14 protein-coding genes are annotated in these 16,844 nt (G+C 59.2%); 9 read left to right on the forward strand and 5 right to left on the reverse strand.

Going from position 1 to position 16,844, the window contains the following annotated elements:
• Positions 1–8 precede the first annotated feature (8 nt).
• Genes ATY29_RS33145 through ATY29_RS33155 form a run of 3 tightly spaced genes read right to left on the reverse strand, consistent with a single transcriptional unit; the run spans position 9 to position 2,739 of the window.
• Positions 9–944, reverse strand: a complete 936-nt coding sequence (locus ATY29_RS33145; protein WP_097534002.1) for a DUF2950 family protein — start codon at positions 942–944, stop codon at positions 9–11.
• Between the two features lie 44 nt (positions 945–988).
• Positions 989–2,389, reverse strand: a complete 1,401-nt coding sequence (locus ATY29_RS33150) for a DUF3300 domain-containing protein (RefSeq protein ID WP_193550386.1) — start codon at positions 2,387–2,389, stop codon at positions 989–991.
• Positions 2,390–2,433: 44 nt separating this feature from the next.
• Positions 2,434–2,739 carry a hypothetical protein gene (locus tag ATY29_RS33155; protein ID WP_025416953.1) on the reverse strand — a complete coding sequence of 102 codons (306 nt, stop codon included), beginning with the start codon at positions 2,737–2,739 and terminating at the stop codon, positions 2,434–2,436.
• Positions 2,740–2,860: 121 nt separating this feature from the next.
• Between ATY29_RS33155 and ATY29_RS33160 the strand changes: the two genes are divergently transcribed.
• The 8 genes from ATY29_RS33160 to ATY29_RS33190 all read left to right on the forward strand — a co-directional run bounded on the left by ATY29_RS33160 (position 2,861) and on the right by ATY29_RS33190 (position 12,450).
• Positions 2,861–4,684, forward strand: coding sequence for a hypothetical protein (locus tag ATY29_RS33160; RefSeq protein WP_097534006.1), 1,824 nt, complete (start codon positions 2,861–2,863; stop codon positions 4,682–4,684).
• Positions 4,685–4,826: 142 nt separating this feature from the next.
• Positions 4,827–5,168 (forward strand): DUF3302 domain-containing protein, encoded by a 342-nt coding sequence (locus ATY29_RS33165; protein ID WP_003566180.1) that lies wholly within the window; start codon positions 4,827–4,829, stop codon positions 5,166–5,168.
• Positions 5,168–6,325: an HlyD family secretion protein gene (locus ATY29_RS33170; protein ID WP_003566182.1), complete on the forward strand. Its 1,158-nt coding sequence runs from the start codon at positions 5,168–5,170 to the stop codon at positions 6,323–6,325. The genes ATY29_RS33165 and ATY29_RS33170 overlap by 1 nt, the downstream gene beginning before the upstream one ends.
• Positions 6,326–6,415: 90 nt before the next feature.
• Complete coding sequence (locus ATY29_RS33175; RefSeq protein WP_375164583.1) at positions 6,416–8,128, forward strand: SulP family inorganic anion transporter; 1,713 nt, start codon at positions 6,416–6,418, stop codon at positions 8,126–8,128.
• A gap of 12 nt (positions 8,129–8,140) precedes the next feature.
• Positions 8,141–9,004, forward strand: coding sequence for a polyphosphate kinase 2 (gene ppk2, locus ATY29_RS33180; protein WP_097534009.1), 864 nt, complete (start codon positions 8,141–8,143; stop codon positions 9,002–9,004).
• A gap of 41 nt (positions 9,005–9,045) precedes the next feature.
• Positions 9,046–10,200 carry an AI-2E family transporter gene (locus tag ATY29_RS33185; protein WP_097534011.1) on the forward strand — a complete coding sequence of 385 codons (1,155 nt, stop codon included), beginning with the start codon at positions 9,046–9,048 and terminating at the stop codon, positions 10,198–10,200.
• A 29-nt stretch (positions 10,201–10,229) separates the two neighbouring features.
• Positions 10,230–10,352: a hypothetical protein gene (locus ATY29_RS38255; RefSeq protein ID WP_280176790.1), complete on the forward strand. Its 123-nt coding sequence runs from the start codon at positions 10,230–10,232 to the stop codon at positions 10,350–10,352.
• A 175-nt stretch (positions 10,353–10,527) separates the two neighbouring features.
• Positions 10,528–12,450 carry a mechanosensitive ion channel family protein gene (locus ATY29_RS33190; protein ID WP_097534013.1) on the forward strand — a complete coding sequence of 641 codons (1,923 nt, stop codon included), beginning with the start codon at positions 10,528–10,530 and terminating at the stop codon, positions 12,448–12,450.
• Positions 12,451–12,875: 425 nt separating this feature from the next.
• Here ATY29_RS33190 and ATY29_RS33195 read toward each other — a convergent pair whose 3' ends face one another.
• A complete protein-coding gene (locus tag ATY29_RS33195) occupies positions 12,876–13,541 on the reverse strand; it encodes a hypothetical protein (protein WP_097534015.1) in 666 nt (221 codons plus the stop codon).
• A gap of 24 nt (positions 13,542–13,565) precedes the next feature.
• Positions 13,566–14,966 carry a selenium-binding protein SBP56-related protein gene (locus ATY29_RS33200; protein WP_097534017.1) on the reverse strand — a complete coding sequence of 467 codons (1,401 nt, stop codon included), beginning with the start codon at positions 14,964–14,966 and terminating at the stop codon, positions 13,566–13,568.
• A 279-nt stretch (positions 14,967–15,245) separates the two neighbouring features.
• Between ATY29_RS33200 and ATY29_RS33205 the strand changes: the two genes are divergently transcribed.
• A complete protein-coding gene (locus ATY29_RS33205) occupies positions 15,246–16,361 on the forward strand; it encodes an IS110 family RNA-guided transposase (RefSeq protein ID WP_097534024.1) in 1,116 nt (371 codons plus the stop codon).
• Positions 16,362–16,844: the final 483 nt, after the last annotated feature.

Consider the following 16,844-nt stretch of genomic DNA (forward strand, 5'->3'; position numbering starts at 1 on the left):
GACGCGCTTTACTCTTCAGCCAGACTCCAGTCCGCACCAGGGTTGAACTCCTTGATCGCCGCCGCCAGTTGCTCGGTCTGATCACCCAGATCGCGCTGGTAGATGACACCCATATTGCTGACCATGAAAGTCTGCACGCCAGTGACCCTGTAGGCCACGGGCCAGGCGATCAGAGCAAAACCAGCCGTCATGTTGCCATTGACGATGAAGCTCTGCTTGCCACCGACGACATTGGACCCTTGGCCCGTCAGGATGCGATAGCGATAGCCGTAATAGCCTTCTCCCCGCTTCGCATTGCCGAAGGCTGCCGTCTCGACGAGGCCGCCGGCGGGGCTCTCCTCTTCGAATGCTCCCGGCTCCCAGTACAGGCCGTCCCGCGCGCCCGCCGTGCTGACGAGTTTCTGTGCGAACTCGTAAACGCCGTCGCCGTCGCGATCTTCCCGCGCATACTCATACTGGGCAATAAAGTAGTCGGTCATCGTCTGGATGGTCGCCAGTTCGTTCCTACCGACCCTGCGGTTGATGATTTCCTGAAGGCCGATTTGCGTGTCGAAAGCCCATTTGCCGTCCCCGTTGCGGCTCAGCGGGAAAGGCAAAGGCCACAGTTGATCGCCGATCGCGACGACCTTGCGATCGCCAAGGTCTTGAAGAATGACCTGCTTGCCGGCGCCCTCCCGTATCAAGGCATAGGCGATCGTGGCCTCATTGCTCGCCTTCAGCTTGGCGGCGCTAAGGCCCAACAGATTTGCCAAACCGTCAATTTCGCCGGAGGCCAAGACCTGCTTGAATTGATCAACTGCGAGTGAGGGACTATCGAAGGCGGGTGGGGTTCCGGCTGCAAACTCCTTAAGGTTGCTCTGCTCCTGCGCGAGGGAAATCTGCGGCGCCGTCAAGGAAACCGCCGCACCCAGCATCAATGAAATCAGTCTCGATTGTCGTGTCATCGGTTCACCCCATGGTTTGGCCTTCACGAAAACATTCGCCTAAGTCAGCGGCGGCCGCCGCCGCCACGGCCGCCACCACCGCCGCGCCCGCCGCCGCGCCCGCCACCACCATGCATGGGCGGGCGAGACCGTTGCTGCGTCGCCCGAGGTGCACCGCGCTGGCCACCACCCATGCTCTGGCCGCCGCGCTGAGAGTTCACGACCTCACGACGACCCGATTGAACATTCCCGAGCGCGCTCTGCTGGCGGCTCCGGTTATCGGCCTTGGCGGCCATCTTGGGCTTGCCGGATTTCGGTTTCGCCTTCGGTGAAGAACTGGCCTGACGGTTGCCTGCGTTTGCAGGACGGGTGTCGGCGCGTGGCGCGTTTGCACGTTTGGCCGTATCGCCCACCGACGTTTTCGGATTTGACTTCAGTCCCTGCGCGGTATTCTTTCGAACGTCCGCAGCTCGGGCCCCGGCATCGCCCCTCGCCTGGTTTCGCTCCCTCTGGAGGTTGCCCGCCTGGTTTTTGAGCTGGTTGCGGTTGTCCGTCTGGAGATTGGACCGGATCGCCGACCGATCGAGCTTGTTCAGCTGGTCCTTGCCGATACTCAGCTTGCTACGATCGACATTCTTCCAGTCGACATCGTTCAAATTCATTTTTCCGTTGAAATTGCGGTTGTTGAAGCAATTGTCGCAGTCGATGTCGACGTCGCCGTTCCAACGTCCGCCCCACACGCCCCAGTCGTCCCAATTGACGATCGCCGCCCAGGCGATGCCGGTCACGGCAGCAGCGAAGAAGCCGGCCCCCGGATAGTAGTAGTTGTCGTAGGAATCCGGATAATAGGAGACTGGCGCGTAATCATAGTTCGGCTCGTACAGCATTTCCGGCGGATATTGCGGAATATAGATCTTCTCCGGGTTCGTGGGCTGGATGATGACATTGTCGCCCTCGTTGACAATGGTGACCTTATCGTCCGTCTTGATGATGTTCTTCGCGATGGCTTCGTCGCGGAGCTGCTGTATCGCGATCAGGACATCCTTCTGCTGATTGGTCAGTGCATCTCCGAGCGACTGGGTCCACTCGAGATCGTCGCTCATCATCTTGACGACCTCCGGGTAGTTCAGCAGCGAAATCACACTTCCGTCCCATTCGCTTTTCGGCTCGAGGCTGGTGTTCTTTTTCTTGGTTTCCAGGAAGCGGGCCGCCTCGACGATCTGCAGGGGAAACAGCGACGCCGCCGAGATTGCCGCGACGAGATCGTCTGGGTAAAGCGCAATACGCGCCACGAGAACCTCGAGTTCGTCGTCGGAAAGCCCGGCCGCTTCCGCGTCCGGCGCCGGCACGGGTTCGGCCTTGGTGGCCGGCACGGGCGTCTGCGCATAAGTCCACGGCACGGGCGGCAGGGAAGAGATTGCTATGGCTGAAAAGCCGGCCAGCAGCCTGAAATATCTCGCTTTCATCACGCGTTCGTCTCCTGGATTGCAAGTGGTTGCGATAACGCTGGCTATGGCATCGGATCGGTGGAACGCCTCAGTGCCACGACCTTCGAACGGCGAATTGCATCTCCTATTTCCTCGACAAGGCCCTCGACCAGGCTGCCGTATTCCTGACGTCGTACCTCCCGAATGCTGCTGGGAAGCAAGTCTACTTTGGTGAGCGCCTCGATAGCTGCTGCGAGGTCCTGGCACATGCTGTGGAAATTCTCGTCCACGTCGAGAAGCCGTTGTGCGAGCGGAAGATGCTCGGGCAGGTGGAGCTCAAGCAGCGCAAGGATGGCCATTTTTTCTGGATTGCCTGCCCCCATATCCATCCCGCTCTTTGTCTTCGTGCAAAGCAGATGAATTAATATATTGCATCCAGCTTATTTAGAGATGTAACATACAAGAAGCTACGGCCGGGGGTATAGCGGCTGGCTTCATCGGGGGGCGACGATGCAAAGCGTGAGAGCAAACGGGTCGCCAGGTGCGGCAATTCCCACCACATCGGAAACACGAGAACAGCTTGATCGCATCAGATCCAGCCAGGAGTTCCACGCCCCTGACCGTGGGCGTCGGTTTCTTGACTATATTGTCGAAGAGACCCTCGCTGAACGGGGCACCTATCTAAAGGCCTATACAATCGCCCTGGAGGTGTTCGGCCGAGACGCCTCGTTCGATGCCCAGAACGATCCCGTCGTCAGGATCGAGGCCGGCCGCATACGCCGCGCTCTGGAACGATACTATCTGGTCGCGGGGCAATTCGATAAGGTCATCATTACCATCCCTAAAGGCGGGTATGTGCCTTGCTTCAGACACAGTGACGCCTGCCCTGCGACAGACCTCGGTCCACTGGCGGAGACGGGCGATAGTCCCGACCCTGTCTTGCAAACTGCCACGCCTTCGAAACCTGCGGATTTCTCACCCCGGAACGAGAGCACTGTTCAATCCTCCCCGGCGCCCCGGACATTCTACCTGACGGCGGTTTCCCTGGGTCTGATGACGCTGATTATCGCCTTCGGCATTCCTTTTCTTTTCAGCCCTCAGACTCAATCGTCTACCTCCCCCGCGGATCGGCCAGATTTTCCCCAGGTCCTTGTGGAGCCATTCGAGGACCTTTCGGAAGCCGGCGTATCGGCAGGTATAGCCCGAGGATTGACGGACGAGGTCATTGGTCACCTGGCAAAATTCCGGGAAATTGTTGTGATTTCGAATCTGCCTGCGGCACTGCGCGGGCAGCCGCAGACGAAAGGATTGAAGGAACCACGTTTTGCCTTGCAAGGTCGCGTGCGCGTAGAGGACAGCAGGCTGCGGCTGACCGCACGGTTCGTAAACCGTGATGATGGATCGGTGATCTGGGCCAACAGCTACAACAAGGACCTTCGCATACAGGACGTCTTGCAGGTTGAGGCCGACCTGGCCCAAGAGGTGGCGACCGCACTCGCCCCGCCATATGGCGTCATTTCCCAGAGCGACACCGCGACAACAAATCCATCCAATTCCGATGAGCGGGATGACTATGCCTGTACGCAGTCTTACTACAGCTACCGGGTCGACCTCAACCCGAAGGGCCATGCCGCGGTCCGGGCCTGCCTTCAACGAGCAACGGAGCGCAACCCGCGAAATTCGACTTATTGGGCCTTGCTGTCGATGACCTACCTCGATGAACTCCGCTTTCAATTCAGCCTTAATAGAGTGCCTGCCCTTTCCACTTTGAAATCTGCTGTGGAAACCGCGCGCCGCGCGGCCGACCTCGATCCGCAGAATGCCCGCGCCTTGCAGGCGCTGATGCTTGCCAACTTCTTTAACGGTGATGTCGAGGCCGCGTTGAGAGTGGGAGCTGCTGCCTATGAGCTAAACCCCACCGATACGGAGGTGGCCGGCGAATATGGCTTCCGCCTGGCACTTTCCGGCAAATGGGATACCGGCTGCGAATTGATGTCCAGAGCCGTCAACAAAAACCCCGGCCCGAAAGGATACTACGAAGTGGGTCTGGCCATGTGCGCCTATATGCGGGAGGACTACCAGGCAGCAGAACTATGGGTAAGGATGGCCGATCTGCGATACAATCCCATCCACCACCTCGTCCTGCTTGCGATCCTTGGCGCCGAGGGCAGGCTCGATGAAGCCCGCGAGGAGCAGGATTGGCTCAAGGCGAAAGCACCGGCGTTACTGGCCAACATCCGCAGCGAGATCGCCATACGCTTGCCTCGCCCGGAGGATCAGCAACGGATCCTTGCGGGGCTGAATGCGGCCGGAGTTGCAATCACTTCACACTAGTCGGCCGAACTCGGGCGCCCTGCCTTCTTCCATAGATGTTACGTGATGCTACACGCGCTCGGCTGCTAACGGCGTTACTATCTGCCTTCACTTGAGGCCGAACGGTTCGGCCATATCAAGCCGAAAGCGGAAGGGGGGAGCCGTGTTTCTCGACTATTTTGCACTCGGGGTGTTGATTTTCACGGTCGTAACGCTCTTCTACGCCGTGATCGCCATCCACGACATTCCTCACATCATCGCGAAGAAACGCAATCACCCGCACCAGGACGCCATTCATATTGCCGGCTGGGTCAGCCTGTTCACCCTGCACGTCATATGGCCGTTCCTGTTCATCTGGGCCTCCCTCTACCGAGAGGACCGCGGTTGGGGAATCAAGCCCGACGGCAAGCTTCAGCATGAAGTGGAGGCGAACGCAGAAATTGCCCGCCTGCAAGCCCGGATCGCCGAACTGGAAGCCCAACCTCTGGAGAAGGAGAAAGCCTGATGGACCTGCTCCTAATCCTCACCTATGCCGCAATCTGCTGGACGGTCTTCAAAGTCTTCCGAATCCCGGTAAACCAATGGACGCTTTCAACCGCGGTCCTTGGCGGCATCTTCCTGATTTCCGCGCTGCTCCTCATCATGAGCTACAATCACCCCTATTCGGGCGACGGACGCATTTACTTTACTTCTGCGCCGGTCATTCCTGTTGTCGGCGGGCAGGTTGTGGAGGTCCCGGTCCAGCCCAACACACCATTGAACAAGGGCGACGTTCTCTTCCGCATCGATCCGCGCCCCTATCAGTTCGTCGTCGATCAGAAGAAAGCCGCTTTGGCGGAAGCCAAGCAGACTGTCCTTCAATTGAAATCTGCGCTCGATGCCGCGAACTCCGCGGTGAGCGGTGCCGAAGCATCCCGCGACCGTTCCCTGCAAAGCTTCGAGAAATTCCAGCAATCGAACGAGAACGCCAAATCGAGCGGCAAAGGCGCTGTCTTCTCCGAACTTGAAGTCGAAAACCGCCGAGGCATCTACCTGACCTCCGAAGCTGCGGTCGAGACCGCAAGGGCGCAGGCCATGCAAGCCAAGCTCGCTTATGACTCCGAGATCAACGGCACCAACCCGACGGTCGCACGCTTGCAGGCCGAATTGGGCAATGCGGAATACGACCTCGACCAGACGACGGTTCGCGCGCCGAGCAACGGCTATGTGACACAGGTCTTTCTGCGGCCGGGAATGATGGCAAACCCGCTGCCCTTGCGACCGGTCATGGTCTTCATCAACAGCGAAGACCGGACGTTGGCCGCCGCCTTCATCCAGAATTCGCTGCAGCGCGTCCGGGTTGGCGATGCCGCGGAGGTATCGTTCAGGGCAGTGCCCGGCAAGATTTTCAAGGCCCGGGTTCAGGGCATCATCGACGTGATGGCGCAGGGCCAGCTTCAGCCGACAGGAGCCCTGATCGATCCGCAGTCGCCCGAACGCGCCTCCCCGGGTCAAACGTTGGCCAGCATCGAGATCCTTGAAGATACCAGCAAATACCAGCTGCCGGGCGGCGTCGTCGCAGATGTCGCCGTCTACACCGAGCATTGGCATCACGTCGCCGTTCTCCGCAAGGTTCTTCTCAGGATGAGCAGCTGGATGAACTTCGTTTTCCTCGAGCATTGAGACGGATGGGCTGAGGCCCGGCTGGAATTTCGGGAGACGTCGAAGCACATCCAGGGGAGTAATACGGTGATCGGAAGTTTCGGCATACCGATGCTAAAGGGGCTGGAGGGCTTCAATCGAAACTGGCTTCGAAGCGACATCCCAGCCGGGCTGTCGATTGCCGCAGTCGGCCTGCCGAGCGCCATCGCCTATCCCGCGATCGCCGGCCTGCCTCCCGAGACGGGAATCTATGCGAGCATCGTCGCGCCGATCGCCTACGCCATTTTCGGGCCATCGCGCCTGCTGGTCGTCGGGCCGGATGCCGCAACCATGACCGTTCTCGCCGCCGCGATGGCAGCAATCATCGCAGCCGAGCCGGCCGCCGCAGGCGTGGACCGGATCGCGATAGCATCCGCCTTGGCGCTCGGCGTCGGGGTGTTCTGCCTCGCCGCCAGGTTTCTAAGGCTGGGGGTCGTCGCCAACTTTCTCTCCCGCCCAATTCTCGTCGGATTTTTTGCCGGCGTATCGCTGTCGATCCTCGTCGGCCAGATCAATCGTTTCACCGGGGTCAAGATCGAGTCCGACGGGCTCGTTCCGCCGATCCTCGAAATATTGCGCAAGAGCGCTTCTATCCACTGGCCGTCACTGATTTTTGGCCTGTCGATGTTCGCTTTATTGTGGGCGGTAAAGGCCGCACGTCTCAAGGTCCCTGGTCCTGTTCTGGTCGTTGTCGTCTCGGTGATCCTGTCTGCCGTCTTCGACTTCCAGGGACGCGGCATAGCCGTCGTCGGCGACATTCCTCGCGGCTTGCCGATGTTCTCGCTGCCTGCGCTTTACGAGATGCCGCTCGACAAGATCGTCCTTGGCTCCGCCGCCGTTTTCCTCGTCAGCTTTGGAGCGGGGATCGTCGCCGCCCGCAGTTTCGGCACGCGCGCCGGGCAGGAGGTGGACGCGAACCAGGAATTGATCGGCCTCGGGGCGGCAAATTTCGCCCCCGGCCTCTTTGGTTCGTTTCCGATCAGCGTCTCGGATTCGAGAACGGCAATCAATATGTCTGCAGGCGGCGTCTCGCAGGCGGCTGGACTTGTATCCGCGGCCACGTTGATCGCTGCCCTCGTCTTTCTGCACAGCGCCTTGCGGATATTACCGCTGCCGGCACTTGCCGCCATCCTGGCAATGGCGGCCATCGGCCTGATCGACGTCGGCGAACTGAAAAAAGTCTGGCGCATCAGCCGGATGGAATTCGTCTTCGCATTGATCACCATGTGGGGCGCAATCAGCTTCGGCGTCCTTAACGGCGTCATTGTCGCGATTGCCGCAACCCTCGTCTATCTCCTGCGCAAGACCATGTATCCGCGCGATAGCCTTCTCGGCAGGATCGAAGGGCGGGAGGGCTTCTTTGATCTCGCCCGTTTTCCGCAGGCGCGCCCGCAAGAAGGTGTCGCGATATGCGTGATCCAGGGCAACATCCTGTTCTTCAACGCCGACTACGTGCGCACACGGCTGCAGACCATCGGTAAGGAGCTTACACGCGGGACCAGAGCCCTGTTGCTGGACGCGAGCGCCATCTCCCATGTCGACAGTACCGGCGCGGCGGCTCTCGATGCCGTCGCCGAAACACTCTCGAAACAGAACATCACCTTCGCGATAGCCGATCTCAACGAGGAAAGCAGGCAACTGCTCGACCGCGCCGGCGTGATCACGGCTATCGGCTCATCCAACATTTTCAACGACAAGGACGAGGCGGTGGCAGCCCTTGGATCGGCACGCGACGCAATTTTCGACAAGGCGGAAGAAACGAATGGCCCCGTCCTCGGGCCATGAACGGAGGGAGCTATGAACAAGGGTTATGACGCAAATCTGGAAGAGGCAGTGGCCGAGGCGAAACGGAACGACAAGGACAAGAGCAAGGGCAAGAAAAAGAAGAGGTCTTGGGACTACGAGAAAGAGATCCTTCGTCTGCAGGTGGAGATCGCTCATCTGCAGGCCTGGGTGAAGAAAGCAGGCGCCCGGATCGTCATCATCTTCGAAGGCCGCGATGCCGCCGGCAAGGGTGGAATGATCAAGCGCATTACCGAAAAGGTCAGTCCACGCGTCTTTCGCGTCATCGCGCTGCCCGCCCCGACCGACCGTGAGAAGTCGCAGATCTACATGCAGCGCTACATCAATTACCTGCCGGCCGCAGGTGAAGTCGTGATCTTCGACCGCAGCTGGTACAACAGGCCGGGAGTGGACCGGGTGATGGGCTTCACCAGCGAAAAGAAGGCCGAGCGTTTTCTCGAACTGGCTCCTCGCTTTGAGGCAGCGATCGTCGAAAGCGGCATCATTCTGCTCAAATACTTCCTGACCGTCAGCGAAGAGGAGCAGGAACGGCGTTTCAAGCGTCGGATCGACGATCCGCTTCGGCAGTGGAAACTGAGCCCGATGGACGTCGAATCCTATCAACGCTGGTGGGATTATACGAAGGCCTACGATGCGATGCTGCGGATGACCGACAGCAATCACGCGCCATGGTGGATCGTTCCGTCGGATGACAAAAAACAAGCGCGCATAAACTGCATCTCCCACATTCTGCAGTCGATACCTTATGAGCGCGTCAAGTTCGAGGCGCCGGATCTCGGCAAGCGGCAGAAGCGCCCGGGCGGATATGTCGACGATCAGAGCATTCGGCATGTCGTTCCCGACGTGACCGCGCGCTGAAGGGCGGACCGATCGGCGGCAAACCAGACGGGCTGACCACTATGAACCTGGAGCAGACACGAGGCGAGCCGTTGAAGCCCGCAGACATCATGCAGACTTCGATCGAGACGCGGGTCAGCGATCTCGTGCGGCTGGGGATCATCGCACTTTTCGCCTACTGGTCCTTCCGTCTGGTCGCTCCGTTCGCACTGATCGTCATCTGGTCGGCGATCCTGGCTATAGCATTGTTTCCTTTGCACGAGATGCTTGCGCGCGCCCTAGGAAACCGTCCGGCCATTTCGGCAACGACCATCGTCGTCGCCTGTCTGGTCCTCGTCATCGCACCCTTATCGCTTGTTGCCGTCAATTTTGCCGATGCGGCACAAGATCTGATAGCAAATTTAAGGACGGACAGTTTTACCTTGCCTTCTGCTCCTGAGGGCATCCGGGAGTGGCCTGTCGTCGGTGAACGGTTCTATGCTGCCTGGAACCAGATCGCCAGCAACCTCGCCGCATCGATCACGAAGTTTCAGGCGCCTCTGCGCGAGATCGCCGGCGTCGTCGTCGGCAAACTCGCCTCGATCGGCGCTGGCCTCCTGAGCTTCATCGTCTCCGTTATTCTGTCCGGCTTCCTGATGGCAACAGGCGAACGACTGAGCTCGATCGTGAAAGCTCTCGCCAACAGAGTTGCGGGCGACAGGGGTGTTGGCTTCGCCAAGCTTGCGGCCACAACCGTGCGCAACGTCTCACGCGGTGTGATTGGCGTCGCCTTCCTGCAAACGCTGTTATGCGGGCTCTGCTTCGTCATCTTCGATCTTCCGGCAAGAGGGGCATTGACCTTTGCCGTTTTTATCCTTTGCATCATTCAGATCGGCCCCGGCCTCGTCCTGGTTCCCGCGATCATATGGGCGTGGTTTTCCTGGCCGGTTTCGACATCCCTGGCATTTACGCTCATCGCGACGCCTATCACGCTGCTGGACAATGTGCTCAAGCCCCTTCTCATGGCGCGCGGCTTGACGACGCCAATGCCAGTGATCCTCATTGGCGTCATTGGGGGCACTCTGTCATACGGCTTGCTTGGGCTCTTCCTCGGCCCAATCGTCCTCAGCGTATTTTATGAACTGCTGCGAAGCTGGGCTTGGCCTTCGCCAACGGACGACAGGCTGACAGGCAGTGTCGAAGGGGACGATGTCGGCGACCGAGCCGATGTTTGCTGAGATTTCCGCAGCTCAAGCGAGGAGAAAACATGTCGAAAGCTTCGACCCACTGGAGCGACAAAGCGCTCATCATTGTACTGCGGACGCTGTTAATCCTGGCCGTGTTTGGGGCGCTTGCCGTTCTGATCAAATTCGTTTGGGCATTCCTGTGATCATCTCAATTGCTCTCCCGCATGGCCCTGTTCTTCTCTGCTCCGTCGACAAGCGTGTGACGATAACCACCTTCGGCGAAGCGCAACATACCGTGCGCGGCGGCAGGCCCAGCACACCGCTCCGACGGACCTTGCCCAGAGTCCGATTCCAGTTTCCGTTTCGAAGGACCGCAGAATGAGATGGATCGCGGCAATATCGCTTTTTCTTGCCCTTGCGATCAATGCGCAAGCGCAGACGCCCGCCACGCCGGGGCAGCAGAAGATCGATGAGCTCATCCGATTGCTCCAGGATCCCGAGGTGCAGTCCCTGCTCGAAGCTCGAAAATCTCAGCCTGCTTCGGCACCGCCCGAGGAAATGTTGTTTGCGTGGAAAGCCGCTATGCGAGCGCGCTTCGACGCGACGCTGGCTGCCCTTCCTCGCATACCGGCAGAGGTCGGGGCGGCCGCAGCCCGAACGAGACAAGACGCGCTCTCCGCAGGATATGCGCCTGTTTTCCTGATCCTGCTGTGCCTCCTGGCCGCGGGTGTGATCGCCGAGAGGCTCTATCTCCGGGCAAGGACCGGGGCCGGAACGTTGACGACCAAGCTTCTGTCCCTGGCAGTGTTCACCTTCTCGATGGGGCTGATCTTCTTTACGCTGCGATGGCCGCCACTCACCGAGGCGACTTTGATGCTCACCCTCGCCGGCATCATCGCCTTTCGTGCAGCGGCGATCGCTATCGACTTCGCCGTCGCCCGCCCTGAAATCCGAAGACGGATCCGGCTCTTCCTGGGGGTGCTTTTCCTCGCGATCGCGAGCGCCATGCTGGGAAAACCGATCGGCATCGATCCGGCCGTGTCCCGTGCCATCTCCTGGTGTTTCTCGCTCGTCCTCGTGATCCTTGCTATCGAAGGCGTGGTGTCGGGAGTGGCGATGAGCCTCAAGGCGAGATTGGCTATAGTCCTCTCCGTTCTGATCCTCTGGCTGCTATGGTCGATCGGCCTCACCGGGCTTTTCCTGATCGGCGTCTACCTGCTCCTTCTGCCGCCGCTGCTGAAGGTCGTCGGCAACGCCGCCGAGACTGCTAGTTCGGCCGAGCCGCGAAGCGTTCGGCAGGTCCTCTTTGTGCGCGGAAGCCGCGCGATCGTGCTTCTGCTTGCGGTGGCCTCGCTTGCTGCCGTCTCGAGAACGAGCACGACGTCCCTTATCGCAGGCAATCCCGCTGCGCAGGCAATCGCATATGGTCTCCTGAAGAGCGTAATTGTCCTCCTGCTCGCCGATCTCGTCTGGCACCTTTCAAGGGCATGGATCGATCGGTTGCTGGCCTCGGCGCCTGAAGGTGTCGCGCCCTCCCCTGCCGAGAGCGCCCGGCGCGCGCGTGTGCGCACTCTGCTTCCGATCTTCCGCAACATGTTGGCCGTATTGGTCGCCGTGATGGCGGCACTGATCGTTCTTGCACAGCTCGGCGTCGAAATCGGGCCGCTCATCGCCGGCGCCGGGATCTTCGGTGTAGCGCTGGGTTTCGGGTCACAGACCCTCGTCAAGGACGTCATCAGCGGCGTCTTCTATATGCTCGACGACGCCTTCAGGGTCGGCGAATATATCCAGAGCGGCAGCTATAAGGGTACGGTCGAAGGATTCAGTCTCCGCTCCGTCCGCCTTCGTCACCATCGCGGCCCAGTCTTTACCGTGCCTTTCGGCGCACTTGGCGCGGTGGAGAATATGAGCCGCGACTGGGTGATCGACAAGTTCAGGATATCGGTCGGATTCGACACCGACATCAACAAGGCGCGCAAGATCGCCAAGGCGATCGGCGCCGAACTGCAGGCAGATCCCGAGGTCGGCCCGATGTTCATAGAACCGCTCAAGATGAAGGGGGTCGAAGAATTTGGCGATTACGGCATCGTGCTGAGTTTCGCCATGACAACGGTCCCTGGTCAGCAGACCTACATCCGCCGCAAGGCCTATTTGATGATCCGGGAGGCATTTCAGGCCAACGGCATCGCATTCGCAACGCCGAGTGTGCAGATCGGAGGCGATGACAAAACCGCAGCAGCGGCCGCAATGCTTGCCACACGGGACCGCCAGGAAAGGAGCGCCACCGGGACGGAGGGCTGAGGCCCACGGGACCAGGCGTGAAGTTTGTGGCTCCCGATCCGAAATTACGATTTTTGCGCCTAGAAACGCAAAAAGCCCGCACGAGGCGGGCTATTTGTTTGGTTGCGGGGGCTCGCAACACCCGATTCCTGCGATTAGTCGAACGCTATGTACCGAAATTGGCGGCGTAATTCCGATGCGATGAGATCCTGGGCCAACGCGATGTCGTGGCGCTGGCCGGGACTGGCGATCAGGCGGACCGGAAGACCAAGCAGAAGCGGTCATCGGCAGAACCCGCGAAAGTTGTCAGAAACTCTGTGGCGATCCAGCCGATATGATTGGGCCTGTATGCAACCATTGGCTCGCTCGCGGACCGTTGCTCAGCAATTGCGCTTACAACATCATGTGCAATGCGCTTGTCGTTACCATCGAGGGCCTCGGGCCAACTAAGCGAATCCGAGACTCGCGATCCCAATTCCCCCCACCAGGATAAGGCTCGCGGCCCACACGATATCGAGATTGAACCAGCTTTGTGAGATGAACTTGGGTCCGAGCCATCGATAGACGGCAATGGCGATAACGCCGCCACTTACAATCATGGCGGCCGCGTGGACCACGGAGACGGCGGTGGCGGTGATCAGATTACCAGTCATGAGCGTGGCAGCCGCTTGGTGTCCGACATCCGGTTCCCCGGCCAAGCACAGGCCCAGATAAATCGGCACCAGCATCAGCCCGGCGCCATGCGCGATGGCAGCCGCGAAGGACCACAACGCCAGTTGCGCCGGCGGGATACGGGCAAGAACACGCGGGTGGCGCCGGTTGATCAAGAGATAGATTCCGGCTGCGATCACGATCAACCCGGCCGCGATGCGGATCTGTCGTTCCCAGACAATCAGCGTCAGCATCGCGCCGAAGGGCAGCAGGATGCCAATCATCGCCACAAAGTGGCCCATTGCCAAAAGGCCGAGCGCCCGGAACAATTCGCTGGCACGTCTGTCCAACAGTCCGGCCGAGACGGCCAACGGCCAGCCCATGCCGGGGTTGACGCCGTGATAAATGCCGCTGGCGATGACGGCCAACCAGAGAGACCCGGCAGTCGTCCACTCGCTCATCGCTTCATTGACCCGAGCAGTCAGTTACACCGATGGATAGCAAAATGAATCCGTCGAGCAATCGCCGCCTTCCAGACGAATCTGGTGCGAGCGATACCCCTCGGGGAACTTGACATAAAAGTCCTTGTCCAGGGTGATCCCACCGTTCTCGCCGACACTGGCCTTGACCATGGCTGCCGGGATACCATCGGGATAGAACTGGTCGTCCCAGGTCGAATACAGGGAGTTGGTCCAGTAAACGCGTTTACCGTCGCGGCTGATCTCGACCATCTGCGGGCCGCCCCTGTAGTCGCGGCCGCCGGGATGCTTGGTCTTGCGCGTGATGCCGCCAATATGGACGGACCCTGCAAGCTTAGGCTTCATAGGATCGGTGACGTCATATTGGCGCATCTCACCGGTCCCCCAGCAGGATACGTAGAGGAAGCGGTCATCGAGCGATAGGTCTATGTCGGTTACCAGCGGCGGGACCGCCTCGAAGCCCTGCAAAAGCGGGGGAAGGTCATCTTTCGCAGCTGCCTCGGGCGGGATAGTCGCCGTCTTTTCGCAATGAAATTTGCCGTCCTCGCGCCACCATGTCCAGATTGATCCCTCAAGGTTTGTCGTGTCAACGACCACTCCAAGGAAACCGTATTCTTTTACCGGATCATGGGCGGGGCGGACTTCCAGTGCCATCTGGTGATTGACTCCCAGATCAATGGTCTGCACGTTCCTGCGTTCGCGCAAATCCCAGAAATGCACCCGGTGTCCGTATTTGTTCGACAGGAGATCTTCCGGGACGATGCCCTTCTCGAACTGGGGCGGAAGTGCCCACTCGCTCGATACCATGTAGTCGCGTGGCAGGTTCCACCAGAAATCATACTGCTTGTCCTGTGGCCCACGATCGATCTCATAGCGCCCGATGACATCGAACGTCTCGCAATCCATGACAAAGATGCCGGGAGGTCCGTCGGTGCCCTCAGGGCCACCGCCCCCAAGCGTCGAGACATAAATACCTTCCGGACCGCAGTGAATCGTATGAGGCCTAGAATAGCCCGTCTTGGCAAACACTTCTTCTGGCTCGATGACCTTGTGGATTTTGGCTTTGGTCGGTCCGCCCTTGGTGTCTATTACGTAGATGCGCGAAGATCGAATACCGGGAATGATCAGAAACCGGCGCTCGAGAAACGGGTGACCGTTCAGCGGCGAAAGGGCCGAAGAGCACGCGTTCCAGCCGAAGTGGTGAAACTCGTCGCCCTTGTTTGGCATTATCACGCTATGGACGACCTTGCTGTAGTCCTTTGACTTCGGGTCTACGTCAACTATTGCTAATCCATCAGGCCGAGAGAAGTCGGGACTCAACATCAAAGTGTACGCAAAATTTTCGCCTGGCGCCTGCATTGCGAGCTTGGCAGTCGCGTGGAAAGTCCGGTCTGGCCGTACAGTCATTGTCGTCCTCCCTTGGCGGGTTAAGCAGCCCGTCAGACAATCAGGGCACGCCCTGCGTTTGGACGCCCGCCGAAAACGTCGAGACGCTTTGTTGTTCGCACGCTATTTTCATCCGACTTTGAAGAATCTCACGGATTCTGGAGAACTACAATCTCGATTTGCACCGGAAGAGTGTAAGACCGTATGTCCTTCTTCGTAGCTGAGGTGGCTCGCCCTACACTGGTCTTCCGAGGGTTGCTCGGATAGCCCGAGCCGATCCTCATCACAGGAGGACGAGCCGTGGCACATTATAGAGAAGCTTTCGTCGGAATCGACGTTGCGAAGCTAAAGAATGCGATTGCTGTTGCCGAGTTCGGGAGAGACGGAGAGATCCGGTATTTCGGTGAGGTTGAAGCATCAGATGTCAGCATGCGTCGCGTTATCCAGCGGATCGCTGCTAAGTTTGATCGTGTGCATTTCTGCTATGAGGCCGGCCCCACGGGCTATGGCCTGTATAGGCTCATCAAGGCACTTGGCCATGAATGCATGGTTGTTGCTCCGTCCTTGATCCCTCGGAAGCCAGGCGACAGGGTGAAGACGAACCGTCGCGATGCGGTCGCGCTCGCCCGGCTATTGAGGGCCGGCGAGCTCACCGCGGTCTGGATTCCCGACGAGGGTCATGAAGCAATGCGAGATCTCGTTCGCGCCCGAACTGCCGCCGTCGAGACATTGCGGGTCCATCGGCAACAGATCAGTGCCTTTATGCTCAAGCACGGGCGCATCTACCCACGCAAGAGAGGGTGGACCATGCGATACTTGATCTGGCTGCAAGAGCAGCACTTTGATCATCCAGCGCATCAGATAGCGCTACAGGAAATGGTCGATGCGGCGCGCGTCTCAAGGGAGCGTGTTGATCGACTGGAGAAGGTGATTGAAGAGTTCGTCCCGAATTGGTCTCTCGCACCGATTGTTCAGGCGCTACAGGCCTTGCGTGGCGTTGATCTGGTCGTTGCGGTGACATTTGCTACAGAGATCGGCGATGTCAGTCGATTTGAGAGCCCTCGTCAGTTGATGGGCTATCTAGGCCTGGTGCCTGGAGAACGGTCGACTGGAGAGACGACTAAAAGAGGCGGGATAACGAAAGCCGGAAACAGCCGCGTCCGGTCGCAGCTTGTTGAAAGCGCCTGGACTTACCGGTTCCCCCCGCGAATTGGCTCAAAGAAGCTTTACAAGCTGGAGAAGGTTTCATCGTCGGTCCGCGAGATCGCTTGGAAGGCACAAACTCGGCTCTCAGCACGGTATCGCTTGCTGACCTCGCGCGGAAAGAAATCCACCGTTGTTTGCACCGCGATTGCGCGCGAGCTCGCTGGCTTTATGTGGGCTGTTTCGAAGGAGGCACTTCAGCCCAGACTCTAGTCACAACCCACTTCTCGCGCATTGGCGGGGGCGGGGCAACGGTAGGGGAACTTCCGTTCGCGCTTTGTGGCCGGTATGACCGACGCCCGCAGTAAGACAGGAACAGCCCCGGACGCAAAATCGGGAATGCGGTATCCAACCCGCGTATCAGAGCTTGATCACCGACGTCCATCAGTTCCGCCTCCACCAATACGCGTTCATCGTAATCGGCCGATCATTCGAGCGGAGGCTATCTATGCGCAAATCATTGACAGCGGACATCAGAGCGCGAATTTCCCCGCACCTTGGTCGATCAGGTGACGCTCGTGCCCGAGGCGTTTACCCAATGCTAGCCGTGTGCCAGGCCTTAAACGCAAGAAGGCCCTCCACGGTGGGAGGGGCTTTCTTGTTGATAATTATATAATTGGTAAATTCTGGTTGCGGGGGCAGGATTTGAACCTGCGGCCTTCAGGTTATGGTGAGCTTTAGCGAACGACGAGCTAC

It is taken from the genome of Rhizobium hidalgonense (genome assembly GCF_002914525.1).
GTDB lineage: Bacteria > Pseudomonadota > Alphaproteobacteria > Rhizobiales > Rhizobiaceae > Rhizobium > Rhizobium hidalgonense.